This window comes from Alkaliphilus transvaalensis ATCC 700919 (assembly GCF_000621485.1).
In the GTDB taxonomy this organism is placed as follows: Bacteria; Bacillota; Clostridia; order Peptostreptococcales; family Natronincolaceae; genus Alkaliphilus; species Alkaliphilus transvaalensis.
In genome coordinates this window covers 77717-103098 of record NZ_KK211287.1, presented here as the reverse complement: position 1 = coordinate 103098, position 25382 = coordinate 77717, and the positions used below count along the sequence as shown (strand labels likewise).

The following is a 25382-nucleotide window of genomic DNA, read 5'->3' as shown; positions in this document are numbered from 1 at the left end:
GGGCAAAGGAGCGTTGATGTAGAAATAAGTATGTAGAAATAAGTATATAGAAATTTTTATATTAGAGTAGCTATTATAAAAGGATTAAGAGGGAAAATAAGGAGGAGAAAAATGGAACTTAACGCAAAAAATATAATGACTACAGAAGTAGTTACGGTTAATGAAGATGCTAGTGTATATGAGGGGATGGAGCTATTAATTTCGACAAATACAAATTGTTTGCCTGTAGTAGATAGTTTCGGCAAACTTTTGGGGATCGTTACAGAGACTGATCTTATTTATATTGATAAGAAGTTAAGCGGTGATTCCCATTATGCCTATGCAGAAATGAATACCCCCGTTGATTTAAGAGTATTAAAAAATGATCTAAGTCGGTTAAATAATATAAAAATTGGTCAAGTGATGACAACAAAACTGATAACGGTAAGAGAGGATACTTCTCTAGAAAAAATATTAGACATTATTATTAATAAAAAAATTAAAACAATACCGGTAGTAACTGATACTGAAATAGTGGGAATTATCACTAGAAAAAATATTTTAAAGTATTACTTAAAATAAGATCTATCAAAAAAGCTGTAATGGTGCTAGCAGGGGTTTATAAAGGGGGGCAGAAGCTATGTTAATCAAAACAGAAGTAAGGGACTCAATTATTGATCTTCTTAAGGAGGATCATATCATTAACTTAAATATTTTAGGAGTATTAGAGAATGTACCAGAGGCAGAAATCTATGTAGATCATCTTGAAAAGCCAACAGGGGTACTAGTTAAGAAAAATGAATATATGCACTTATTGTACTCTAAAAATGAAGATTTTCTAAATTATATTATAGATGATTATCTACAGACAGGGGCTTATGGTTTTTCAGCTGTCGAAGACTCAATTGCAGAGAAAATTATGAAGAAACATGAAGTATGTTGGATAAGTCCTGTAACAGTATACTATATACCTGATGGGAAGGTGGATAAGGGGTTAATTAAAAATCCAGTTAAGCCAATCGATATTAAAAATGCAGAAGAAGTAAATCACTTCTATCAATATAACTCCCACGATAGTTTAGATAGAATAAAAAAAGACATTATGGAGAGACCATCTTCAGCTGTGTATCTTGATAATGAGATGGTTTGTTGGGTACTTACTCACGAAGATAACTCTATGGGGATTATGTATACAAAGGAAGCCTACAGGAGAAGAGGTTATGCCGTTGATGTAACCATAGATTTAGTTTCTAAAATTATAGATCAAGGAAAAATGCCCTTTATTCAAATCGTAAATAATAATGGGATGTCCCCCGGCTTGGCTAAAAAGTGTGGCTTTATAGAATATGGACAGGCTAAATGGTTTGGGGTTATCTCTGGTAAACCAGAATTTCTAACTGAATCTAATATAGAAAGTAGAAATCAATTTATAAATTTAATTGGAGAAGACATGACAGCGTTTTTTTATCAGGATCATTGTAAGTATTATGGGATGTATTTAACGATGCATAATTTTAGCGACGAATACACTAAGGATAAGGACTTTGATCTGATAAACCCTATAGAAAAAGATATGCTCTCTTTATGGTGGGATACAGTAGCAGATATTAATAAAATAGATAAAGAAAAGGGAGAAGAACTTCGAAAAAGGGTTTTAGATGAAGTATGTAAAGAAAAGTCGAAGATAATACCCTACTTAGGACTAAGAAATGGAGAAGCAGTTTCTGTATCTGCATTAATTGAACTAGATTTAGAAGTTTATGGAATCTACTTTCTTGGAGCAGTAAACAATGATAATTCTTTGATGGAATTAACCCTTAAGGAAACTTTAAAGGCATCGAAAATTTTTGATAGCTTTATGATCTATGCCCAAGCTTCAGAGGCAAGTTACCCTATTTATGAAAAGGTAGGCTTCAAGAAAACAAATATTTATTAAATAATACAAAAACTATTTTATCATTTTATTTTATTTTGTAGATTTAATTAGAGTAGATAATTAGAAAGACTGTATACCTTTATTTCATAAAAAAAGTATATAGTCTTTTTTCTTTCTTAATTATTCAATACCATACTTCCCATCGGTTTCTTGCTGATCATTTCTCTTAGAAACATATAGGTTTCCAGCTGAGTCTACTCCAGCATAAAAAACATCCCTAACATTTTCAAATCCATAAAACTGAAGTTTCTTCATTAGGTCGCTCTCTGTTAAAAGAGCATCTTCTAAATTTTCCTTCATAATTATGCCATCTATTACAACGTCCTTCATCAATCCTTGATAGGGGGTAGAAATATTCATATCTATTGGCTTTAAGGGTTGTTTATTAGATTTAGGTAGCACAGATAATTTCCCATCATGCTCCAACAATGCAAATTCAACATCACTAAGATTAAAGATATTTTTTTGTCGAAGTAGAGCAGTTAATTCTTGAATTGTGAAGCGCTCCCGCTTAAGGTTTTTGTCAACAATTTGACCCCGTTCAATTACTACAACAGCCTCAGAGTCTACTAACTTTCTGAATCTAAAGCTCTTAATATGAAGATATCCAATTAAAACTACTAATGTGGTCAAGACAACTAACACAGCTATTCCGGCTCCTAGGCTTGTGCTATATGGGCCTAGAGTTGATGAAGCAGCTACTGAACCAATGGTTATTCCAACGACAAAATCAAAAAAGGTCATTTGTGATATCATTTTTCTTCCCATAATTCGAGCTAATATTAAAAGAGTAAAGTAGAGGATGACTGCCCGAATAGCAGGATTGTAAATAGTCTCCATAAAATTATAAATTCCTCCTTTTTGTGTCTAATAAATCTCGTATTAGTATTAGATATATTAAACGAATTAATGCTAAAGCGTATTACTTTTTTTATATCCTGTGACAGTGGTCACAGATTAAGACTGATTAAGAATGGTATATTATATATAATAAGAATTATCAATTGATTTAAAATATCAAATAGAGAATGATAAAAATTTAGAATAGCAATTCTCCAATTCTAAGTAAGAAAGTTAATTGTGAAAATTGCATAACAAACCTTAACTTATGTTTTTGTATACAAATATTAAAACTAAGTTATCAGAGGGAAATCGTAATTTTTTTAATATTAAAGATAAATATAAAATAGTTAAGATAAGGAGCGATGAGAAATGAAAAAGGAATTTAAGTACATTACCATTGACGGCCGTGGTGAACATGATCATTTTAAAGATTGTATTACAAAAGCGATACAAGAATTAAAGGAAGGCGAAGGGATTCATGTTATAAAAGATTTTGAACCTTTTCCTATGTATAAGATGATGGAAGAAAAGGGCTTTAATAAATCTGTAGAGAAAATAAGCGATGAAGAATTTCATGTTTACTTTACACCAAAGGCAGCTCTAGAAAAGATTAAAATGGGTGAGTATCTAGATTTAGATGATAAGAAAGTCGAAAAGATTATGAAGATTAAGCTTAGTTTTTTAAAGGGGGAAATCTCTTTAGATGAAGCAAAAGAAAAAATGAAGGCTTCAGTTGATAAAGTAACACCCCAAGAATTTGCCATTTGTGAACAGTACCTTCAAAATTATGGTATTACTGATGACGAATTGGCTGAAAGAATGGATGAAATACTTGAAATTTTTGATGGAATTCTGGAATCAAATAAACTCAGTCTCCCCGCAGGTCATCCTATTAGAACATACTTAGATGAAGTAGAGGCCATTAGAAGGGTTTTAGCTGAAATGAAGAAGATGAAACAGAAGAAATTTATCAAGAATCAATGGGCAGAACTTTACGATCAATTGTCGCAAATTAATACTCATTTTGCAAGAAAGCAAAATCAATTGTTTGCCGCATTAGAAAGAAAAGGATTTGATAAACCTTCAAAGGTAATGTGGACCCTAGATAATAATATAAGAGATATCATTAAGAAAGCTAAGGGTCTCTTAGAAACAGATCAAGATATTGCTTTTTTAGAACTTCTAGATGAAGTGATAGAAATGGTAGAAGATATGATGGTGAAGGAAGAAGAAATACTATTCCCTACTTCAATGGATCTGTTAACGGATGAAGATTTTGTTTTAATGAGAAAGGGTGATGATGAAATTGGTTATTGTCTAATTTCTAATCCGCTTCCTTATGGAAAGGCAGAAAAAGAAAAGCAAGAAGGATCTAATAATAATGAATTGTTAAAAGACTTAGCCCATGTATTACAGAAACATGGAGTGCTTAATGGAACTTCAAACTCGGAAGTTTTAGATGTTAGTCAGGGTAAATTAACGCTAGAACAAATTAATCTAATTTTTAAACATCTACAAGTGGATTTATCCTATGTAGATGAGAATGAAATTGTTAAGTTTTATAGTGATACGAAGCACAGGGTATTTCCAAGAAGTGCAGGTGTAATCGGCAGAGAAGTACAGAATTGTCATCCGAGAGAAAGTGTTGCCACAGTAGAAGAAATTATTAGAGCTTTTAGAGAAGGAGAGCAGGATGAGGCTGAGTTCTGGTTAGAAATGGGAGGAAAGTTCATCTACATTATTTATAATGCAGTAAGAGATGATGAAGGAAACTTTAGAGGTGTTCTAGAAATGATGCAGGATGCAACTAGAATTAGAAGTTTAGAGGGTAGTCAGAAGTTGCTATCATGGAACAATAGAAAACAAGAACCTATTCAAGACCCAACTGTGGAAGAAAAGACAAGTCAAGAAGTGGTCAAAAACCCTTATGGCATTAAAAGAGAAATGATATTATCAGACTTGTTAAAGGAATATCCCTTTATAAAAGAATTTTTATTTAACTTATCTCCTAAGTATAGCAAATTAAAAAATCCTATTATATTTAAAACCATGTCTTCTGTAGCTACTATTGAAATGATCAGTGAAAGAGGCGGATTTACAGTAGAAGAATTGATTAATAAAATAGTTGAAGAAATAAATAGAAATATATAAAATCAATAAAAATATATACAATTATCCAATCAAGCCCCCTATAAAGTAGTTAACTCTACATATAGGGGGTTTGATAATGCAAAGATTACAGTTTTCTTACAAAAGAAGGAATTTTAAAAAAATAATGGAATAAGATAATGGAATAATCAAATCGTTGTATCCATAAGGAGCTGTAGCTAGCGTAAAAGGAGTGAAGTAAACAATGGATTTAGAAACGATATCAATATCACAAATCACTAAGAAACCTCTTATCATAGTGATTATTGTAGCTTTCTTATTTCCTACTATCTTTTTTTTATTAATTAAATATTTCAACATTGAAGGACAACTAATTAGATATTTTTTGACAATAGCTTCGGCTATTTTTATGGCTTTACTTGCCCTGTGGGCTATGAAAAGGGATCATATTTTTAAAGACGAGATTGGTTTATACTTTAAAAATATTGGCCAATCACTTGTAGTAATTGCAGTTATGTACCTCATATTAGGGCTGACTTATTATTTAGTTTTTGGTGAAATAGAATTAGATCAAAGATTTTCATTTTCACAAATGCTTCAACAGTGGATTTTTGTAGGTATGGGAGAAGAATTACTTTTTAGAGGATACCTTTTAAATAGATTTATTAAGGAGGCTTCTTATAAACCGAAGTTAAAGGGATATGCTACCATCTTGTCTAGTATCATTTTTGCTACAGTTCATATACCTGTACGTTTGTTCAATGGGGCTTCAATAATAGAAATTTTAATAAGTTTGGTTATGATTTTTATTCTTGGTATTTTCTTCAGCTATATTTTCCTAAGAACTAAAAATATTGTTCTTGTAGGCTTGGTTCATGGTAATTGGAACGTACCCTTGATGGCTAGATATGGAGATTTTCTGCAAATCATTATATTAATACTTGTTGTCGAACTATTTACTGCTTTTAAAAAATCAAATGAAGAAAGAAGTATATATTAATATTCTTAAGGAGGAACATTACATGAAAAAAAACACTGTCTTTGTTATATTGTTAGTGATAATTTTAACTATCTTTACCGGTTGCATAAAGAAAGAATTAACCTTTAATATAACAGATTACCCTAAAGTAGATGGATCTACGGTAACGATACCACTATCAGAAGCTGTTGCAGCTAAACTAACAGGCTTAACCCTAGAAGAAGTAAGGCCATATATTCTACATAACAAGACCCATGAAGCCTATTTAAACTTAATTAATAAAAAGGCAGATATTATTTTTGTAACAAGCCCTTCAGAGGAAGAATTAGCATTAGCCAGAGATAAAGAGGTAGAACTAGAAGTGATTCCAATTGTAAGTGAAGCCTTTGTATTTTTAACCCATGGCGATAATCCAATTAAAGGGCTTACTTTAGAAGAAATTAGGCAGATTTATGCAGGAGAAATAACTAATTGGTCTGAAGTTGGTGGTTTAGATATGCCGATTATAGCCTATCAACGACCTGTAAATTCTGGAAGTCAAACGGGCTTTTTAGAGTTGGTAATGGATGGTTTAACTCCGATGGAGCCACCTATGGAAAGAATTATGGCAGGTATGGGCGAATTAATCGATGCAGTAGCTACCTATGATAATGACCATAGCGCCTTAGGGTATTCCTATTACTATTTTGTGGTGGATATGTGGGGTAATGATGAAGTTAAATTATTGGAGGTAGATGGAATCTATCCAAATAGCGAGACGATACAAACTGGTATGTACCCAATAAAAACTGCTTATTATGCTGTCATAAGAAGGGATGAAAAAAAGGATAGTTCAGTAAGGAAAATGATCGAATGGATTTTATCTGAAGAAGGGCAGAATCTGATGGAGGAGTCTGGATATGTTAAAATTAAATAAGCCACTATTTGTAGTGATATTATCGGCTTTAATTTTTCTAAGTGGTTGCAATGGAGAGGAAACCGCTGTAAAAGATGTGACTACTCCTAATAATAATAAATCGGTAGTCTACGAATCTAAAGGACAAAGGGTACTTTCACCAGTTGAGATCAACTACGTGGTAGAAAACCCTATGGAAATTAAGATGATTGATCTTTCAGAAGCTAACCAGCACCACCGAAGTTATATAGAGGTTAAGGGGTTAGTGGATAATAGCGTTGAAGAATTGATTAATAAAGAGATCAAAGAATTATATGACCAATTATTACTATTTTTAACTGGCGAAAAAATACCCCCCTTTCGTGGAGCTCGGTACCTTTTTCAGCCAGAAAGCAAATTAATGGATAGTAGTTTGGTAATTAGTCAAAGTTTTAACTGTAATAACGTTTTATCGGTGGTAGCAAATTTACATGGTTCCTACTCACATCCAAGGGATGGACACCAATTTTTTTCTATGACAGAAACATTAAATTTTGACTTAAATACTGGGGAAAAATTTTTAATTGAAGATTTATTTACCAATGATGTAAAGGGTCTTGAGAGACTTAACGAAGCCATTGTTGAAGAAGTTAATCAACGAAGACGATACAGCCATATTGATTACGAGGAGCATGGTGACCTTAATTTAATCGCTCCCTTTAAGGGAATCAGTTCAGAGCAGAAATTTTTTATTTCTGATTATGGAATGAATATCGTTATAGACTATAATAACCCAGAGTTTAATGTTGGGTTTTTGAGTACCTATGTAACAGTTCCTTTCTTTTCTGAGAAGGAAGATGTAGCTATTACAGAACGTTTTTATAATAGAGATCAATCTATTTTTGTTAAAGATATCAAGAAAAAGAGATTTCTTCAAAATCATTCCTTTAATAGAATCCAAAAAATGGATCATATTGCAGAAGATGATCTATCATGGAATATAAATATCAGTTATCCGAATGATTTACCATTAAGCCTTCAAGAAGTGATTGATAAAATGAGAGAAGAAGAAACTGATAAAATTAGGTTAGCTCTAGAAGAAACATCATGGTTGTATGTAGGACAAAATATCCACGCTTACCCCATCGGTAACTTATTTAATATTAGTCAACATACATACTTCAGTGGTAATGGTAAAGATCAGTGGGAAGATAGTGGTTATGTATATCTGAAAACAGGTGAAAGAATAGAGCTAAAAGAGCTATTTATAGAAGGGTTCGATTACGAAACCTTAATTAAAAAAGCCATTGCCAAAGCGAAGAGTCAATACACCTCTAAAGAATTTGATACAGACTTCTTATTTGAAGGGATAGAGTTTAGAATAGACAATAGTGCTATTTCCTTTTTTACTAAGCCTTATCAGTGGAACGATTCAAATAACTATCCGATGCATTTTGATTTACCCTTTGAAAAAATCGGATTTGAGAATCTAAAGATTTTTGATTTAAAGTAAGCTAATATAATATAACAATAAAAAAAAACTATTGGGGCCATAGAAAAGGTCCACCAATAGTTTTTTTATTGCTGAATTTTCAACAACACTTACCATAAAAAGTTAATAATTTATTATACCCTAAAGCATTACTATCTAAACATAATTAGCAAAAATATCTATAAGAAATCATTGACAATTATCATATGATTATGATAATCTATTTCTGTTGAGAATAATAATCAGTTACACAAGGAGGTCAATATGCTTAAAATTGCAGTTTATGGTAAAGGTGGTATTGGTAAGTCTACTACCACATCAAATCTTTCAGCAGCTTTATCTACCTTAGGTCTAAAAGTCATGCAGATTGGATGCGACCCAAAGGCAGATTCTACTAAAAACTTGATGAAGGGAGAAATAATCCCTACTGTACTTGATCGAATAAAAGAAAAAAGAGATGAAATTGAACTTAATGATATCGTTTTTGAAGGTTTTAATGGTGTACTTTGTGTTGAAGCAGGAGGGCCCACCCCTGGTATTGGATGTGCTGGTAGAGGAATTATTACTGCCTTTGAAAAGTTAGAAGAGTTAAAAGCTTATGAAGTATATCGACCAGATGTAATTATCTACGATGTATTGGGGGATGTTGTCTGTGGTGGTTTTGCTATGCCTTTAAGGGGCGGTTATGCAGAAGATGTATATGTGGTTACATCGGGAGAAATGATGTCGCTGTATGCAGCTTCAAATATTGCTTCTGCAGTTAATCAATTTAGTAGTAAAGGCTACGCAAAGCTTAGGGGATTAATTCTAAATGCCAAGGGCGTAGAAAATGAAGTAGATATTGTTGAGAAAGTTGCAGAGGAAATTAATACAGAAATTATTCAATACATCCCTAGGGATGGTCATGTTCAAAAGGCTGAGAATGATGGTAAAACAGTTATAGAAGCTTTTCCAGATTCTGAAATGAGCAAGGTCTACTTAAATCTTGCAAAGGAAATTCTTAAAAAGAAGGAACAAGAGAAAGCCTCTTAAGTAAGAATAATTTAATAATACATATAAAGTTAGGTGATTAAAGTGGAGATGAGTGCGTCAAGTAAGTCAACACCAACAAAAAAAGTGATGAGTAAAAGGTTAATTAAAAGAATAACTGTATTTGTAATGACATCGGTTGTATTGTTTCTTGCCATCTTAATTTCACTAAGATTTGGCAGTGTACGTTTTACCGTTAGTGAGATTATTCAAGGGTTAACCAGCTTAGAAAACGCTACTGCCCATACCGTTATAAAAAATATCCGGCTACCAAGGACTTTAATAGCGATGGTGGTTGGGGCAAACCTTGCAGTGGCAGGTGCTCTACTACAGGCAGTTATGAGAAATCCCCTTGCCGACCCAGGTTTAACGGGTGTTTCTTCTGGTGCTGCACTGGCAGCAATAACGATCATGTTGGTTTTTCCCAACTTAAGTGGAATTGTTCCCTTAGCAGCTTTCATTGGAGGGGCATTGGCTTGTCTATTGGTTTTTTCATTGGCTTGGAAGAAGGGGATAGACCCCATAAGAATTATTTTAGCCGGAGTAGCAGTAAATGCCATTTTAGGTGGAGGTACATCCCTACTTTCTATTTTGTATAGCGATAGAATTCAAGGGGTCTTAATGTGGTTAAATGGTAGTTTGGCAGGCAAAAGCTGGCACCATTTAAGAATTTTAGCTCCTTATTCAATTATTGGTTTGATTATTGGTTTGTTATGTATTAACACAGCCAATACACTACAACTAGGGGAAGATGCCGCTAAAAATTTAGGGATAAAAGTTAACACAGCTAGGTTGATATTATCCTTGACAGCAGCATTTTTAGCAGGAATCTCTGTTTCTACGGTAGGGCTAATTGGTTTTGTAGGGTTAATCGTTCCCCATATTACCAGATTGTTGATTGGTTCAGATTATCGTTTTATGCTACCTGTTAGTGCACTGATGGGATCGGCCCTTATGATATTGGCTGACACCTTTGCTAGAACAGCCTTCGCCCCAATTGAACTTCCCGTTGGTGTGATTATGGCTATATTTGGTGGTCCATTTTTCCTATACCTTTTAAGAAAAGGGGGAGGTTATAAGGTATGATTAAGGCATCAAACTTGAAAATAGGCTATGACCAGAAAATCGTTGTTGAGGATTTTAATTTCGAAATTCCCCAAGGGGAGATTGTTTCATTAATTGGCCCTAATGGCTCTGGTAAATCAACAGTACTAAAGGTTGTATCAAGATTAATGAATTCCATTGATGGGGTTGTATATTTAGATGGCTGTGATATCCATCGACTCCCTACTAAAGAAGTGGCAAAAAAATTATCTATCTTATCCCAATACCAGTCTACACCACCAGACTTTACTGTTGAAGAACTGGTGAGTTATGGCAGAATGCCCCATCGTAAATGGTATGAAGCAAAGAGCCAAGAAGATGAAGAAATTATTGAATGGGCATTAAAACAAACGCGAGTAGAAAAATTTAGAGATCGCTCCGTCAATAGCTTATCGGGAGGAGAGCGACAAAGGGCTTGGATTGCAATGGCTTTAGCCCAAAGACCTAAAATATTACTTTTAGATGAGCCAACGACCTACTTAGATATATGCCATCAAATTGAAGTAATGGAATTGGTGAATAAACTAAATGAAGAATTAGGGATCACTGTTGTTATGGTGCTCCATGACTTAAATCAAGCGGTAAGGTATAGTCATCGTCTTGTTGTAATAAAAGATGGACGATTTGTTATGGAGGGGACTCCAGAAGAGGTTTTAACAAAGGAACTTCTGAGAAATGTTTATCATGTTGAAGCAGAAGTAACTGTGGATAAAATGATAGGTAAACCGGTCTTTTTACCTATAGGACTTTCCTACGCTGCAGATTTTTAATAAAGGAGTGAAAAATAATGCATTATGAATATAGGCTAGATAAGCTAAAAAAAGTATCAGAGACCGAGACGGCTAAAGATATCAAGCAATTGTCCCATGCCCAATTTCCAGGTACCCATTGCCCGTTGTTTGGAGTTGCCTTAACAGCCGGCTATGTAAAAGATCTATTTACCTTAGTTGTGGGAACTGATGAATGTACCTACTATACCAAAACTTTTACTATGGAAAGAAGTAATAGTATAGAGGGATTAGAAGACAACTTTCTTTCCTTTGCAATTAATCAAGACGACGTTGTTTTTGGATGTCAGGAAAAGTTAGAGAAGGCAATTAAGAAAATCGATCAGGAATACAAACCAAAGGCAATTTTATTAGTGACTACATGTGTTCTTGAAATTATTGGAGAAGACTTTGAAGCTATTGTTTACGCTATTCAAGATGAGGTTAAGGCTAAATTAATGGTTGTTCATACAGAGCACTTTAAATGTAACAGCCATATTCCGGGAATCGAACGGAGTTTAGAAGCCTTAATTGAATTAATGGAGGAGCAGCCTACGAAAGAAAATGCCATTAACATCATAGGTCATAGATACGATGGTGTTGAAAATACAGAGCTATTAAAACTTTTACAAAGTAAAGGGATTGAGATTAATTTAGTATTACCCTCTAGCTGTAGTGTGGATCGTATCGCTACTGCCCCCCAAGCGGCTTTAAATATCGTAACAGATTTTACTGCTATTAACTTAGCTGAAAAAATGAAAAAGAAATTTGGAATAGACTATGTATATTTTGATAAATATTTAAGTTTAGACCGAGTTGAAAAGGGTTATTACGAAGTGGCAGAAAAGCTGAATATTGATATTAAAAAAGAAGTAGCAGCTTATCGTGCAGCTGCCGATGCTATGATGGAAACTTTAAAGCCAGTCTTTGGTGGTAAAACCTTTATCTATGGAAATACCCCTATGTTAGCCTTTGAGTTTTCCAGTTTTCTTTGCGAAATGGGAATGATTCCAAAGTTAATTATGGCTCGGGACTTATACATCAATGATGACCAATATATGAAGGAAATAAACGAGCTGGGTTTTGATCCCTATGTAACTAGAATTGCCAATATCGCACCATTACAACAAATTTATGGAGAACTAAAGCCCAATATTTATGTTGGCCATGAAAATCCTAGAAACTTGATGGAGCGGGGAATTATGCAGGTGACACTGGATATGGTGGCTAAAAAATTAGGGTTTGAAGTTCCGATGACAGTTATGAAAATCATTTCTGCAGCAATGAATAACTTCGAATCAATGAATAAAATGACTGGGAAGGAGAATCATCATGCAGCTTCATAAATATTTACCCCTACCCTCCGACCGAATGGGGACCCTATGGGCCTTAACCTCTATTAAAGATGCTTGTATTATCGAGTATGGACCTGCTGGTACAACCCATTATGGGATAGAAGGTTTTATGCAGCTTAATGCTGAATTAAGGGCAAAACTTTACACAACCCATATGGATGAGACCAATATCGTTATGGGAGATTGTGAAAGGTTAGAAGAGACCATTAAGGAAGTGGATGCAGTATACAACCCTCCTGTCATCTTTGTTTTAGCTTCAACAATTTCATCTATTATTGGGGCTGATATCGAAAATATATGTGAAAACATACAGAATGAAGTAAAGGCTAAATTAGTTCCCTTCTCAGGTGGAGGGCTAAGGGGAGATTATACCCTTGGGATTAAAGAAGTGCTAACTTCCCTTGCAATGGATGTTGTGAAGGAGCCTACAGAAAAACTGCCTAAAACTTATAATATTATTGGTTGTAATATAGATCAATATAACTTTGCATCAGATCTTAAAGAATTAGAGGGTCTGATGGAGGCTTATTTTGGATATAAGTTACATGCTGTTTTTAGTGGAAATTCATCTATTCAAGAAATTCAAGAAGCTTCTAAAGCTGAATTTAATATTGTTTTAAGGGGAGAAGGAATTAAATGTGCTGAAGTATTAAAGGAAAAATTCCAAATGGACTATTACTTTGGTGCTCCCTATGGATTTAAGGGTACAATCAATTGGTTAAAAGGGATTGAGAAGTCTTTTAGCTTAAAGGGGAATGATCTTTTCCTTGGCAGACAGATGGAAAAGTCTAGAAGATTAATTATGAGGATGAAGCAATCTACCTTTACAATTAAGCAATTCAGAGGAATACTGTCTGGTAACTTTGATTTTGTTATGGATATTTACCCCTTCTTAATGGATGAACTTTCAATTAATCTTACGAAATTAATTGTAAATCATTCTGGTAAAGATATTAGCCATAGAAATGTAGTAGAAACAATGAAGGAAAAATTAATTTTTAATCCAAGTGAAGAAGCTAAAGAAGATCTATTACTAAAGGAAGAACCCCAAATAATTTTTGGTGATGGTATTTTATTGGAGATGGGAAAAGAAGTTTCAATGATGATTCAAGTGTCTAATCCTAATTTACATCAAATACAAATATTTGAAGGTACTCCATTTATGGGCTTTAATGGGGCAATCTATTTGATAGAAGTTTTACTAAATCAAATCAGTCACAATCGTAAAAACCTAAAAAGTAAATTTTAGTTTGTAGAGTAGATTGCGTATTCACTTTAGATTTATATAATTGAATATAAATTTGTAGTTATGGTAATATGCAATTTACTCTAGATATTTTATCACAAAGGGGAGATAGAAAATGAAGACTTTAGTTACATATTCCAGTCTTACTGGAAACACAAAGCGGGTGGCAGAGGCCATATTAGAGGTTATGCCAGAGGGGACAGCAATTTATTCTGTAGAGGAAGCACCATCACCAGAGAACTATGATTTGATAATAGTAGGTTTCTGGGCGGATCGAACCAATGCTGATAAAAAGGCTCAAAAATACATGGAACAAATAAAAGGAAAAAAGGTTGCTATATTTGGGACCCTTGGAGCTTATCCAGATTCTGACCATGCTAAAGAAACAATGAAAAATGCTAGAGAACTTGTAAAGGAAAATGAAATTTTGGGAGATTTTTTATGCCAAGGGAAAGTAGATCCTAAATTAGTTGCCAGATTTGAAAATTTACCTGCGGACCATCCCCATGGAATGACTCCAGAGAGGAAGGCTAGGCTTCAAGAGGCAAGTAAACATCCTAATGAAGAAGATTTTATAAAGGCAAAGAAAATCTTTACCGAAATACTTAAGTCCATATAATCTATAGGGGCTTAGAAGGCAATATTTTTTTTAGACATTGATTGATAATGATAATCAATTTTAGAAATATCAGTCTAAATTAATGAGATAGGAGGAGAAACATGATAAAAAGATCAAAAAAACTAGTCAGCTTATCTTTGTTGTTAGTATTAATTCTACTGGCGGGTTGTCAAGGAAGTACTGTTACACCAACAACCTCTAATGAAGATTCAGCACCAATAGAGGGGCAACAATTTAGACTAGTTGAATCTGATGGAACAGAGTTGATTCTTGATGATATCCCAGAGAGAATCGTTGTACTTTCAGTTGCCACAGCAGAAATTATGCATAGTTTAGGAATACCACTAGTGGGGATTACCACCACCAGTAGAGAATTATCAGAAGAACTAAAGAAACTTCCTGATGTCGGTATACCTATGACACCAGATATGGAAAGAATAGCAGCTTTAAATCCAGACTTGGTGATTATGTCAACAAATTTTAAAGGGCAACAAGCGGAGAATTTTAAACATTTTAATCTGAATGCATTTTTCTTAGATAATCAAAAATATTCTGATACTCAAAAATCAATTGAAATGTTGGCAGAAGCCTTTGGTAAAGAAGAAAAAATTGAAGAGATTTTAAAGCCTATTAAGGAAAGAGAAGAAGCACTATTAAAGAATGTTACTGCCACAAAAAAACCAAGGGTAATGGTAATGTTTGGTTCAGGAGAATCCTTTACAATGGCTAGAAATAATTCCTTTGTAGGAGAAATGGTAATGATCCTAGGGGGAGAAAACGTAACTGATGATCTAGATTTTGGTGAGGACATGGCTTCTATGGTACCAATAAGCATAGAAGAAGTAGTCAAATTTGATCCCGAAATTATTTTAAGAATTTCCCACGGAAATCCAAGGCAAGTGCAAAGACAATATGAAGCAGAGTTTGAAAGCAATGCAGTTTGGCATGAGATAAATGCTGTAAAAAACAATAGAGTACATGATTTAGAGACGGAATTATTCTTTGCTAATCCTGGTCTTAATGCCATCGATGCTTTAGAAGTACTAGCCGAAATTCTTTACCCATAGTTAATTAGGTGAAGCCCACCTATTATAATTATTACTTTTTCAAAATTAAAATCAAAATTAGTTTTATTAAAAAAAAGAAAAAGAATAGGAGACGATGATAATGAAAAATGGTTTATTTAAAGGTATTTTAGCATTAATGATGACACTGATGGTATTTACAGGGGTAACTTTTGCAGCAGCTCCACTTCAAGATGGACAGTATACAATTAGTGTAGATGCTGTTAATGCATCAAATGGTTCACCATCTATGGCAAATGATTCAATCGTGAAACCTGTAAGATTAGATGTAGAAAAGGGTAAGATTTTTGTAACAATGGAAATGGCAGATTCTATGTACGATTTAGCTGCAGAAACAGCTGATGGAAGCTTCAAAGTAGCAGAAGAAGTATCTGAGAACGTTGCTGCAAAGACAATCACTTATAAGTTCGAAGTTAAAAGCATTGATGAGCCAGTAATGATGGAAACCATCGTAGCAGCAATGGGAAGAAAAGTAAATTTTGTATTACAATTTAACAAAGGTTCGGTGGTAAATGTTACACCACAAGGTTCTACAGCATCAAACACAACCCCTGCTAATACAACATCTACTAATACGACAACGACTAACACGACTAACACGACTACAACAAACACAAGTACTAATGTAGAAAATCCTAAAACTGGTGATCAAGTTCTTTCAAACTTAATGAATGTTATATTAGTTGCATTAGTTATGACTGGCGCTACATATGGTGTATACCACATTAAGGGAAAAAAGGTAACTAACTAATCATTAATCATTAATTATTTACTTTCTTACTTACTTAGAGGGATTACAATATCCCTCTTTTTTCTCATATTCACAAATCTATTGAAAAGGTGAGCCTAAATGAACTTTAAAAAAGTAATCCTCTTGATTTGGGGAGGGCTTCTTATTTATATCATATATACATTTGCAATTGATCAGATGGATCGTCAAAACGATAAGCAGGTATATGAAGCGATACGTAATTCATTTTATGGAAATGAAGCTTTACTTGAAGAAACAAAGGGGTTAGCAGATGTTAGTAAAGATAGTCAAAAAATGATATTAGAAAGGTATCATTCTATTTTAGAAATAAATGAAGACTTAGTAGGGTGGATTACAGTAACCAACACGAGGATTGACTACCCTGTTGTTAAAGGAGAAGATAATGATTTTTATCTCCGTCATAATTTATTGAAGGAACAATCTAAAGCTGGGGCAATTTTTATGGATTTTAGAAATAAAGCCTTCTTAGATGAAGAACATAAAATATTGTATGGTCACAATATGAGGGATGGGAGCATGTTTAAAGACCTCTTAAAATATCAAAATGAGGATTTTTTATATCATAATCCTATCATAAAATTTTCTACCTTATATGAAGAGATAAAGTGGGAAATCTTTTCTGTTTATGTCACCAGTGTAGATTTTTACTATATTCAGACAGAATTTAATGGACAGCAAGCCTACCAAGACTTTTTAAAAAGTATAAAAGAAAAGTCGATCTTCAACACAGATGTTGAAGTTTCTGAAAAAGATCAAATTCTAACCCTGTCTACCTGCAGTTATGATTTTGATAATGCAAGATTTGTCCTTCATGCTAGAAGGATTAATTGAGAGGATTAATGAGAGAAAGGTGATTTTAATGATGATTAACAAAAGGTTAATCAACCTTTGTGGTGAATCGAAGAAGTATATTTTATTAACGGTTATGACAAATTGGCTAGCTACTGTTTGCAATATTTTAACTGTTCTTTTACTAGGCAAGATAATTAATGGCGTATTTAATCAAATTAATGGGGTAGCCCTTCCAACCGAATTAGGGGGTATTCCTTATCATAGAGAATATTTAATAATCGGTATCTTATTGATCATTCGCTTTATTTCTAATATTGTTTCAACCCATTTTTCCCATAGGGCATCATCAAAGGCCAAAGTAAAACTTAGGAATATGATCTATGATAAATTACTTAGATTAGGATTAAATTATAATGATAACACCTCAACTTCATCTATTTTACAAATGTCGATAGAGGGGGTGGAGGCATTGGAAATTTATTTTGGAAGATATCTACCACAATTTTTTTATGCCCTCTTAGCACCAATCACTCTATTTATCGTATTCTCCTTCATATCCCTAAAAACGGCAATTGTTTTTATATTATGTGTACCATTAATTCCTTTATCAATTATAGCAATTATGAAGATTGCTAAAAGAATTTTGAAGAATTATTGGAACACTTATTCCAACCTAGGAGAGTCATTTTTAGATAATCTACAAGGGCTAACTACACTAAAAATATTTAATATTGATGAGTCGGTCCATAGAAAAATGAATGATGAAGCAGAAGGCTTTAGAAAAATTACCATGAAGGTTCTAAGTATGCAACTAAATTCTATTACAATTATGGACTTAATAGCCTTTGGCGGATCAGCATTAGGGAGTATTGTGGCATTAAATCAATATCTTATAGGAAATATTAATCTAGGGCAAACCTTGATTATTATCCTACTGTCTTCTGAATTTTTCATCCCCCTTAGACTACTAGGCTCCTTCTTTCATGTAGCAATGAATGGTATTGCTGCTGCCGATAAGATTTTTGTACTTTTAGATACTAAAGAAAGAGAAAAGCTGAAGGCGACTTCAACATCAATTGATGAAGCTGCCGTAGCAAGATTTGATGGAACTGAAACAACAGGTCTTAATATTCTCATTGATCATATTAACTTTAGTTATGACGGTAAAAAGGAGGTTATTAAAGGGGTTTCTATGGAGATTCCTGCCAAATCCTTTATCGCTATTGTTGGAGAAAGTGGAAGCGGAAAAAGTACAATTGCTTCATTATTATTGAACAATTATGAGGTAGAGGAGGGAGAAATCAGCTTTAATGGTGTAAATATAAACCAGATTAACAACGAGAAACTTTATAATAAACTTGCCTTAATCGCCACCAATAGTTATATTTTCAATGGGACAATTTTAGATAATTTCCTTATGGCTAAACCCGATGCAACTGTTGAAGAGATTGAAACAGCCCTGCAGTTAACTAATTTGTCAGGCTTTGTTAAGTCATTAGAAGATGGTTTAAATACTAAAGTAGGTGAAGGTGGCTCCTTACTATCTGGCGGGCAAAAACAAAGACTGGCATTAGCAAGGGCTATTCTAACAAATAGAGAAGTCTTTATATTTGATGAAGCTACTTCCAATATAGATGTTGAAAGTGAAGAGGTAATTTGGGACTCAATTGGTAAGCTATCGAAGGAGAAGACCACTATTGTTATTTCCCATCGATTGGCTAATGTTATTGGGGCAGATGGAATTTATGTGATGGATAATGGAAGGGTTATTGAGTTTGGAAATCACAAAGAATTAATGGCGCTTAAGGGGAAATATTATAACATGATCAATGAACAAAGTATGCTAGAAGGGAGGAAGATGGAATAGTGGCGAGACAATCAGGTTTTAAAATAATGAGAAGATTAATTGTTGAATTAAAGCCCCTTACAAAATTTATGATGATGACAATTATTCTTGGGGTTTTGGGTTTTTTAGCTGCAATTTCAATCGCAACCTTTGCAGCCATAGCTATTGTAGATGTTTTAGGGCAAGGCATTGGGATAAACTTTACCACTGCAATTAAATTAATGATCATATGCGCTTTAATAAGGGGGCCCTTAAGATATGGAGAACAACTCTGTGGTCATTATATCGCCTTTAAAATATTGGCGATTTTGAGGGATAAGGTTTTTACTGTTTTAAGGAGGCTAGCACCTGCAAAACTGGAAAGTAAGGAAAAGGGGAACTTAGTTTCTTTAATCACTGCAGATATCGAATTATTAGAAGTGTTTTATGCCCATACGGTAGCCCCCATCTCTATTGCTTTGTTGACCAATAGTATTATAACAGCAGTACTTTATTGGATTCATCCTTTGTTTGGAGGAATCGCACTATTATTCTTCATACTTGTTGGATTGATCATACCTTATTTTTCTTCAAAATTTGCAAAGGAAGACGGTAGTCAGTATCGAGAAGCCTTTGGAAAAGCCAATTCATATTTATTAGATTCATTAAGGGGGCTTAAGGAAATCTTAATCTTTAAGAATGGAAGCATAAGGGCTGGCTATATTAATACCACCTCTGAAGAACTTAATCAAAAACAGGCTAAGTTAAAATTCCATGAAGGCGTAATTAGAGGAACAGCAGATTTATCAATTATGATGGCAATTATAACCTTTCTAGTGGTGGGGAGTAATTTAGCCCTATCAAATGAAATTTCATTAGGCAGTATGATTATTGCTATTGTAATTATTGCATCCTCCTTTGGACCCGTTGTAGCCCTAAGTAACCTGTCTAATAATCTACTTCAAACCTTTGCTTCAGCCCAAAGGCTGTTTGATCTTTTAGATGAAGAGCCAGAAGTAGAAGAAATACCAGGCAGAGTAGCCTTAGACCATCTAGATATTGAATACGATAGGGTTTCCTTTAGTTATCAAGGGAGAGAAGAGGTTCTTAAGGATATTAGTATTAGTATTCCCCAAGGGGATAAAATTGCAGTAGTAGGAGAGAGCGGAACAGGAAAAAGTACCTTTGTAAAGCTCTTAATGCGTTTCTGGGATTCTAACGAAGGTGAAATTATCCTTGGCGGCAAGAATATTAAAAGGATGCCTACAAATACTTTAAGGGACAATCAAGTTTTAATGAGTCAAGATACATATCTGTTTAGTGGGACAATAGCAGATAATATAAGAATGGGAGACTTAGAAGCTACCAATGAAGCAATTATAGAGGCGGCTAAAAAAGCATCTCTTCATGACTTTATCATGACCCTACCTCAAAAATATGAAACAAAGATTGGTGAACTGGGGGCTAACTTTTCATCAGGAGAAAAGCAGCGGATTGGTTTAGCTAGAGCATTTCTTCATAAGGGAAATCTTTTAATATTAGATGAGCCCACCAGTAATTTAGATACCTTAAATGAAAAACAAATTTTACTAGCCCTTAAAGAAAATATGGAGGCTAAAACCATTATTTTAATTACCCATCGAAAATCCAGTGCTTCTATCTGCAGGAAAACCTATAAAATAGAAAACAAAAATTTAGTCAAAACCTAAAAATTATTATTGTGTTGAGGTGGTATTAAGTATGAGTAGAATCGAAAAAGAAAAAGAAATTATCTCTTTAATGATTAAACTTTATTGTAGAAAAGTACATGCTTCTACAGCGGGGCCATGTGAAGATTGTGAAAAACTACTAACCTATGCCCATATTAGGTTATCCAACTGTAGATATGGCAGTAATAAGGGGTACTGTGGTAAGTGTAGTACACCATGCTATAAGCATGATATGAAGCTAAAAATGAAGGATGTAATGAGGTTTTCTGGACCGAGGCTAATGATCTATCAGCCTATAGAATTCATTAGGCATTTAGTTAAGTGAGGAAAATCAAAATGTCCCTTAGGTGACTTAACTTTCAAAATTATTAATCAATTGAAAGAGAGTTCATCCTAGGCGCTATGGAATTTCCTCCAATAAATAAATGATTGACAATTATTCTAAATGATGATATTCTTAATATGTATTGATAATGAATTTCAATATCAAATAATAACATATCTTGTAAAGGAGGAACATACATTGAAAAAAGTTTCTGTAATTTATTGGAGTGGTACTGGAAATACTGAAATGATGGCGAAAGCAGTAGCAGAAGGGGCTAAAGATGGAGGTAATGAGGTAAAATTACTAAGTGTTGACCAAGCTTCAGCAGATGATGTGGTTAATGCAGATGCCGTCGCTTTAGGTTGTCCATCAATGGGAGCTGAAGTTTTAGAAGAGTCAGAAATGGAGCCTTTTGTAGAATCCTTAGAAGCAGTTATTTCTGGTAAACCAGTAGTGTTATTTGGTTCATATGACTGGGGAAATGGTGAATGGATGAAGGATTGGGAAGAAAGAATGAAAAACTATGGAGCTAAGTTGGTTGAAGAAGGACTTATTTTACAACTAACACCTTCTGATGAAGGACTAGAGGCTTGCAAAACTTTGGGTGGACAGTTAGTTAAATAATACATAATCATTACTTGTTACTGAGGAAATCCAAATTAATATTAAATTTATACTAATGAAAAATAAAAACTTCGCTGCTTAAACTTCAATGAGTAATACATTGAAATATGAAAATAGCAAGATTTTAAATCGATTAAAATTAATTCAATAAGATACTTAGATTAACAATATGAGGAAATTTCTTAATCAACTTTAGCTTTATATTTGTATTAACGAATATAAAAATAGGGTTAATGGTGTTCTGTTATTTCTTCGAATAAGAACAAAGCCTTCCTACGAAAGATTTAGTGATAGGCTTGTGTTGAAATACATTATGGAAAATTATGACGATTGTAACCTTTAAAAGACCATAATTTCCTATGTATTATAAAAAATCCTACAGTTTAATGTAGGATTTTTTATGTATACAAGAATTGGAAAGTTAGTTAAGTCTTTTCAAGGTATTTACAGAATAAAAAAGGTAAATTTTAACATATTAGTTAATGATAATACATTGCTAGTTTATGATTTTATGTGATATATTAGTTGAAAAGTTGTTATCAAATTTTCAAGGAGAGAATGATTATGCATAAGACAAAATTAAAAAGAGTTGGCATTTTGACCTGCATATTCTATGTTTGCTTTTTGAAGATTTGGGGATTAGTTTGGTCAAACCACCCAAAGGTGTTACTAATCGGAGGGGGGTATATGGGGGCATTAAGTCCTTTAATTGCAGCGACACTTATTTTTTTCTCTAGTAGAAGATTTAAAGGAAAAGAAAGAAATGTGTGGCTCCTTATGCTATGGGCAACAATAAGCTTGTTTATTGCCCATGTAATATGGAGCTATTATATGATTTACATAGGTATTAATTTGCCTTTCCCAAATTTGGCAGATTTGTTCCTTTTTATATTTATATTACTATATGCAATAGCAATATTCTACAAGCTTTATATTAATAAATTCTATTATAAGTTTATTCAAATTATAATGGATACGTTTATGGTACTGACAATAATAACTACAGTTGGTTGGATTTATTTTATCAAGCCAATTTTAAATGAAAAGGGCCTTAATCTAGTAAACCTTATTTTCTTTAGTTATCCCATTTTGCAAATGACATTATTTTACTGCTTGGTGATGTTTCTATTTATCCCTAGATATGCCTTTCATAAATGGACAATAATATTAAATATGGCCAGTACATTTATTTACTTTACGACTACCATCATATTTTTTACCAATTATATCAATGATCCGACACAATTAAGCCAACCAATGGTGATTTATCTATTATGGGTTATTTGTCCTTTATTAATTGGTATTTCTAGTCTATTTGATCAACAAGTTAGCGATTATCCAACTACTCAATTTAAAGAGAAAATTGATATTATAATGGATTTAAAAAATTCTACCTACTTACTTCGTCTGTATATGCCCTATATTAATATTGTCATACTAACTTTACTTACGATCATTAAATGGGATGAAATTTTAAGTATTGTAGTAGGTGGGGGAATTTATATTATCTTATTAATTATAAAACATTCAATAATGTTAGTGGAAAATAAAATGTTAATTAATAAATTAAGTGAGGCCAATAATCTTTTAGAGGAAAGGGTAAGGGAAAGAACGCAAGAAATTGAATTAATTAATAAAGAATTAGAGTATATGGCTCAACATGACCCTATGACGGGATTACCCAATAGAAGATTATTTAGGCAAAGATTGGAAGCCTGTTTTGAATCCAGTAAAAACGGTGATGTAAGTAAGTTTGCCCTATTATTTATTGATATAGATAGATTTAAAAAGGTGAATGACTTTTTAGGGCATGAAACTGGAGACTATCTATTAATTGAAATCACTAAACGATTAAAAGCTTGTACCCGCCCTATAGATACAATCTGTCGTCAAGGAGGGGATGAATTTTTAATTTTATTAGATCAGATTAATGATTATGAAGATGCATTGGCGATTGCTAATAAAATTACCGAATCTCTCAAAGAACCTTTCTATATAAAGGGCTTTGAAATTAATATTACTGCAAGTATTGGGGTTGCAATACACCCAATTCACGGAAGTAGCGGAGAAATGCTGATGAGAAATGCAGATATTGCAATGTACAAGGCAAAGGAGAAGGGAAGAAATATTGTTGAACTTTATAATGAAGAGCAAAGTGAAGAGCTGTCTAAAAAAGTGATACTAGAAAAAGCCATATTCAAAAGAACAGAATAGTAAGGGGATCATTTACATTTACATAAATATCTTTCAATTAGAGCAAAATAGATATTAAATAAAACCGATAGATTGGAGGATATTTATGAAAAAGAAAGTTACTCTAATATTAATGGTTTTTCTTATGTTTGTAGTTTCTAGCTGTGGATATCGAAGAGATATACCTCGTGATCAGGGGCAACAACAACGACCTCAGGTAGATGAGAATAGACCAGACCGATTAACAAAATCAGAAAAGGATGCTGTAGAAGAGAATATTAACGGTTATAATCTTGAAGATGATCTTAGGATGACTGAAATGACAGAGGAGGAAGAAAATAGAATAGGTTTTCTTACGCAACAGGAGAAAATGGAATTCATAAAAAATCTTGAAAGTAAAAGCATGAATACTGTTCTTGAAGAATTTAATACCATGTTACCAGAAACTATAACAAATGAAGTTCAGTATTTTAAGCAACCAATTACTTATGATTATTTATTGATTACAGCAGAGGGTGGTACAGTTATTAATGAAAATCCAACAGATGGAGATATTTCTATTGGAGAGACAGAGAACTTAGACAAGTTAGCTTTATTGCAGCGGGTTGAAGGTGGCGAATTTCAAGGTTCAAATATATGGTACCGTGTTGCCTTTGAAAGTAATGGTGAATTGAGGGATGGCTATATTCATTCTTCTTTAGGAACCCCTCGAAGCTTCCAGTTTGATAAGATGCAAGATGCCATCAATGAGTTAAACCAACAACTAGTAGAAGGAGAACTACATTTTATTAGTAATTATAAAAATGAAAATGGAACACCTCCCCAAGAAGGAGACGCAGCAGTTGATGAATATGGATATCGAGTGTATCATAGTGCTCCAGCCTATATAACGGCTGACATTAATAGTGATTACCGATATGTACCAGATGGTATGTTGGTTAGAATACTAGATGAACAAGAAGATTTTTATCACGTGGATATTCCTACCTTTGGTGGAGAATTCTTTGTTCCAAAGCAATTTATTGACCCTGAGGTAACCTTAAGTCAGCTAAACCATGTAGTTGTAATAGATAGGACTCAACAGAATCAGGCTTCCTTTGAGGTAGGAGAAGGCGGGTTAAATCTAATTTCTTATACCCTTTCCACTACTGGAATTCCAGGAGACTTCTCCTTTGAAACAACCCTTGGTATGTTTAAAGCTATCGTCAAACGAGACCGTTTTGAATACCTTCAAAATGGAACTCAGGAAATAGCGGGTTATGCTCCTTTTGCCATTCGATTTACTGGCGGAGCTTACATTCATGGTGTTCCAGTAGCCTATGAGGAAGAAGATGGAGAGAAGGTAGATCCTGGGTTTATTGAATATCTTCATACAATAGGAACATTCCCTCGTTCTAACATGTGTGTACGTAATTTTACTAGTCATGCAGAATTTCTTTATAATTGGATGGATATCGAAAATGGTGCTGTAATTGTTATAGAATAATTGAAGAAAAGAACAAGATTGTTAGGGCCATAAATTCCCTTTCTAATCTTGTTCTTTTTTTAGCATATTGATGAAATTATGTATATCAGATGTTTCTAAAGAAGAGATTAATGCACTTATTACTGTATTTTCTGTAATTAGAGAGCATTTACTTAAATTTAAATAAATTTAGATTTGTTTATAGCATAGACATTAGTATATCAGTAAGAGGTAAGCTTAGGCCTACCTCCACTTGCTAC

The 25382-nt window shown here is 33.4% G+C and carries 22 protein-coding genes; 21 read left to right on the top strand and 1 reads right to left on the bottom strand.

Annotation, left to right across the window (positions count from 1 at the left end; genetic code table 11):
• Window positions 1–111: 111 nt before the first annotated feature.
• Both T335_RS0117320 and T335_RS0117315 read left to right on the top strand, forming a co-directional pair.
• Window positions 112–561, top strand: a complete 450-nt coding sequence (locus tag T335_RS0117320; RefSeq protein WP_026478652.1) for a CBS domain-containing protein — start codon at window positions 112–114, stop codon at window positions 559–561.
• A gap of 58 nt (window positions 562–619) precedes the next feature.
• On the top strand, window positions 620–1915 hold the full coding sequence (locus T335_RS0117315; RefSeq protein WP_026478651.1) for a GNAT family N-acetyltransferase: 1296 nt from the start codon (window positions 620–622) through the stop codon (window positions 1913–1915).
• 120 nt (window positions 1916–2035) lie between these two features.
• Here the strand turns inward: T335_RS0117315 and T335_RS0117310 are convergent, their stop codons facing one another.
• Complete coding sequence (locus tag T335_RS0117310) at window positions 2036–2755, bottom strand: DUF421 domain-containing protein (protein ID WP_026478650.1); 720 nt, start codon at window positions 2753–2755, stop codon at window positions 2036–2038.
• Between the two features lie 372 nt (window positions 2756–3127).
• Here T335_RS0117310 and T335_RS0117305 point away from each other — a divergent pair, with 372 nt between their 5' ends.
• From T335_RS0117305 to T335_RS0117215, 19 genes are all read left to right on the top strand, one after another.
• Complete coding sequence (locus T335_RS0117305; protein WP_084281457.1) at window positions 3128–4909, top strand: PAS domain-containing protein; 1782 nt, start codon at window positions 3128–3130, stop codon at window positions 4907–4909.
• Window positions 4910–5111: 202 nt separating this feature from the next.
• Window positions 5112–5867, top strand: a complete 756-nt coding sequence (locus tag T335_RS0117300) for a CPBP family intramembrane glutamic endopeptidase (RefSeq protein WP_026478648.1) — start codon at window positions 5112–5114, stop codon at window positions 5865–5867.
• A gap of 22 nt (window positions 5868–5889) precedes the next feature.
• Window positions 5890–6762 carry a PstS family phosphate ABC transporter substrate-binding protein gene (locus T335_RS21200; protein ID WP_051569389.1) on the top strand — a complete coding sequence of 291 codons (873 nt, stop codon included), beginning with the start codon at window positions 5890–5892 and terminating at the stop codon, window positions 6760–6762.
• On the top strand, window positions 6746–8233 hold the full coding sequence (locus T335_RS0117290) for a hypothetical protein (protein WP_026478647.1): 1488 nt from the start codon (window positions 6746–6748) through the stop codon (window positions 8231–8233). Before T335_RS21200 ends, T335_RS0117290 begins: the two co-directional genes overlap by 17 nt.
• A gap of 243 nt (window positions 8234–8476) precedes the next feature.
• Window positions 8477–9244: a nucleotide-binding protein gene (locus tag T335_RS0117285; RefSeq protein WP_026478646.1), complete on the top strand. Its 768-nt coding sequence runs from the start codon at window positions 8477–8479 to the stop codon at window positions 9242–9244.
• Window positions 9245–9292: 48 nt separating this feature from the next.
• Entirely contained in the window at window positions 9293–10327 is a 1035-nt protein-coding gene (locus T335_RS0117280) for a FecCD family ABC transporter permease (protein ID WP_242837321.1), read from the top strand.
• Window positions 10324–11115: an ABC transporter ATP-binding protein gene (locus T335_RS0117275; RefSeq protein WP_026478644.1), complete on the top strand. Its 792-nt coding sequence runs from the start codon at window positions 10324–10326 to the stop codon at window positions 11113–11115. Before T335_RS0117280 ends, T335_RS0117275 begins: the two co-directional genes overlap by 4 nt.
• Window positions 11116–11132: 17 nt before the next feature.
• The gene (locus T335_RS21195) at window positions 11133–12458 is read left to right on the top strand and encodes a nitrogenase component 1 (protein WP_051569388.1); all 1326 of its coding nucleotides are present in this window, start codon (window positions 11133–11135) and stop codon (window positions 12456–12458) included.
• Window positions 12445–13716, top strand: a complete 1272-nt coding sequence (locus T335_RS21190) for a nitrogenase component 1 (protein WP_051569387.1) — start codon at window positions 12445–12447, stop codon at window positions 13714–13716. The genes T335_RS21195 and T335_RS21190 overlap by 14 nt, the downstream gene beginning before the upstream one ends.
• Window positions 13717–13828: 112 nt before the next feature.
• The gene (locus T335_RS0117260) at window positions 13829–14332 is read left to right on the top strand and encodes a flavodoxin family protein (RefSeq protein ID WP_026478643.1); all 504 of its coding nucleotides are present in this window, start codon (window positions 13829–13831) and stop codon (window positions 14330–14332) included.
• 101 nt (window positions 14333–14433) lie between these two features.
• Window positions 14434–15399, top strand: coding sequence for an ABC transporter substrate-binding protein (locus T335_RS0117255; RefSeq protein WP_026478642.1), 966 nt, complete (start codon window positions 14434–14436; stop codon window positions 15397–15399).
• A 100-nt stretch (window positions 15400–15499) separates the two neighbouring features.
• Entirely contained in the window at window positions 15500–16168 is a 669-nt protein-coding gene (locus T335_RS0117250) for an NEAT domain-containing protein (protein WP_026478641.1), read from the top strand.
• A gap of 99 nt (window positions 16169–16267) precedes the next feature.
• Entirely contained in the window at window positions 16268–17020 is a 753-nt protein-coding gene (gene srtB, locus T335_RS0117245; protein WP_051569386.1) for a class B sortase, read from the top strand.
• Between the two features lie 31 nt (window positions 17021–17051).
• The gene (locus T335_RS0117240; RefSeq protein ID WP_330371277.1) at window positions 17052–18848 is read left to right on the top strand and encodes an ABC transporter ATP-binding protein/permease; all 1797 of its coding nucleotides are present in this window, start codon (window positions 17052–17054) and stop codon (window positions 18846–18848) included.
• Window positions 18848–20515, top strand: a complete 1668-nt coding sequence (locus T335_RS0117235; RefSeq protein ID WP_026478638.1) for an amino acid ABC transporter ATP-binding/permease protein — start codon at window positions 18848–18850, stop codon at window positions 20513–20515. Before T335_RS0117240 ends, T335_RS0117235 begins: the two co-directional genes overlap by 1 nt.
• Window positions 20516–20546: 31 nt before the next feature.
• A complete protein-coding gene (locus T335_RS0117230; RefSeq protein ID WP_026478637.1) occupies window positions 20547–20840 on the top strand; it encodes a nitrous oxide-stimulated promoter family protein in 294 nt (97 codons plus the stop codon).
• A 198-nt stretch (window positions 20841–21038) separates the two neighbouring features.
• On the top strand, window positions 21039–21464 hold the full coding sequence (locus T335_RS0117225) for a flavodoxin (RefSeq protein ID WP_026478636.1): 426 nt from the start codon (window positions 21039–21041) through the stop codon (window positions 21462–21464).
• Between the two features lie 687 nt (window positions 21465–22151).
• Window positions 22152–23678 (top strand): GGDEF domain-containing protein, encoded by a 1527-nt coding sequence (locus T335_RS0117220; protein WP_169735941.1) that lies wholly within the window; start codon window positions 22152–22154, stop codon window positions 23676–23678.
• An 85-nt stretch (window positions 23679–23763) separates the two neighbouring features.
• Complete coding sequence (locus T335_RS0117215) at window positions 23764–25143, top strand: L,D-transpeptidase (protein ID WP_026478634.1); 1380 nt, start codon at window positions 23764–23766, stop codon at window positions 25141–25143.
• The last annotated feature ends 239 nt before the right edge of the window (window positions 25144–25382 follow it).

Coding starts and splice junctions, on each gene's coding strand:
- T335_RS0117320 (WP_026478652.1), top strand. CDS start 112: ATGGAACTTAACGCAAAAAATATAATGACTACAGAAGTAGTTACGGTT.
- T335_RS0117315 (WP_026478651.1), top strand. CDS start 620: ATGTTAATCAAAACAGAAGTAAGGGACTCAATTATTGATCTTCTTAAG.
- T335_RS0117310 (WP_026478650.1), bottom strand. CDS start 2,755: ATGGAGACTATTTACAATCCTGCTATTCGGGCAGTCATCCTCTACTTT.
- T335_RS0117305 (WP_084281457.1), top strand. CDS start 3,128: ATGAAAAAGGAATTTAAGTACATTACCATTGACGGCCGTGGTGAACAT.
- T335_RS0117300 (WP_026478648.1), top strand. CDS start 5,112: ATGGATTTAGAAACGATATCAATATCACAAATCACTAAGAAACCTCTT.
- T335_RS21200 (WP_051569389.1), top strand. CDS start 5,890: ATGAAAAAAAACACTGTCTTTGTTATATTGTTAGTGATAATTTTAACT.
- T335_RS0117290 (WP_026478647.1), top strand. CDS start 6,746: ATGTTAAAATTAAATAAGCCACTATTTGTAGTGATATTATCGGCTTTA.
- T335_RS0117285 (WP_026478646.1), top strand. CDS start 8,477: ATGCTTAAAATTGCAGTTTATGGTAAAGGTGGTATTGGTAAGTCTACT.
- T335_RS0117280 (WP_242837321.1), top strand. CDS start 9,293: ATGAGTGCGTCAAGTAAGTCAACACCAACAAAAAAAGTGATGAGTAAA.
- T335_RS0117275 (WP_026478644.1), top strand. CDS start 10,324: ATGATTAAGGCATCAAACTTGAAAATAGGCTATGACCAGAAAATCGTT.
- T335_RS21195 (WP_051569388.1), top strand. CDS start 11,133: ATGCATTATGAATATAGGCTAGATAAGCTAAAAAAAGTATCAGAGACC.
- T335_RS21190 (WP_051569387.1), top strand. CDS start 12,445: ATGCAGCTTCATAAATATTTACCCCTACCCTCCGACCGAATGGGGACC.
- T335_RS0117260 (WP_026478643.1), top strand. CDS start 13,829: ATGAAGACTTTAGTTACATATTCCAGTCTTACTGGAAACACAAAGCGG.
- T335_RS0117255 (WP_026478642.1), top strand. CDS start 14,434: ATGATAAAAAGATCAAAAAAACTAGTCAGCTTATCTTTGTTGTTAGTA.
- T335_RS0117250 (WP_026478641.1), top strand. CDS start 15,500: ATGAAAAATGGTTTATTTAAAGGTATTTTAGCATTAATGATGACACTG.
- srtB (WP_051569386.1), top strand. CDS start 16,268: ATGAACTTTAAAAAAGTAATCCTCTTGATTTGGGGAGGGCTTCTTATT.
- T335_RS0117240 (WP_330371277.1), top strand. CDS start 17,052: ATGATTAACAAAAGGTTAATCAACCTTTGTGGTGAATCGAAGAAGTAT.
- T335_RS0117230 (WP_026478637.1), top strand. CDS start 20,547: ATGAGTAGAATCGAAAAAGAAAAAGAAATTATCTCTTTAATGATTAAA.
- T335_RS0117220 (WP_169735941.1), top strand. CDS start 22,152: ATGGGGGCATTAAGTCCTTTAATTGCAGCGACACTTATTTTTTTCTCT.
- T335_RS0117215 (WP_026478634.1), top strand. CDS start 23,764: ATGAAAAAGAAAGTTACTCTAATATTAATGGTTTTTCTTATGTTTGTA.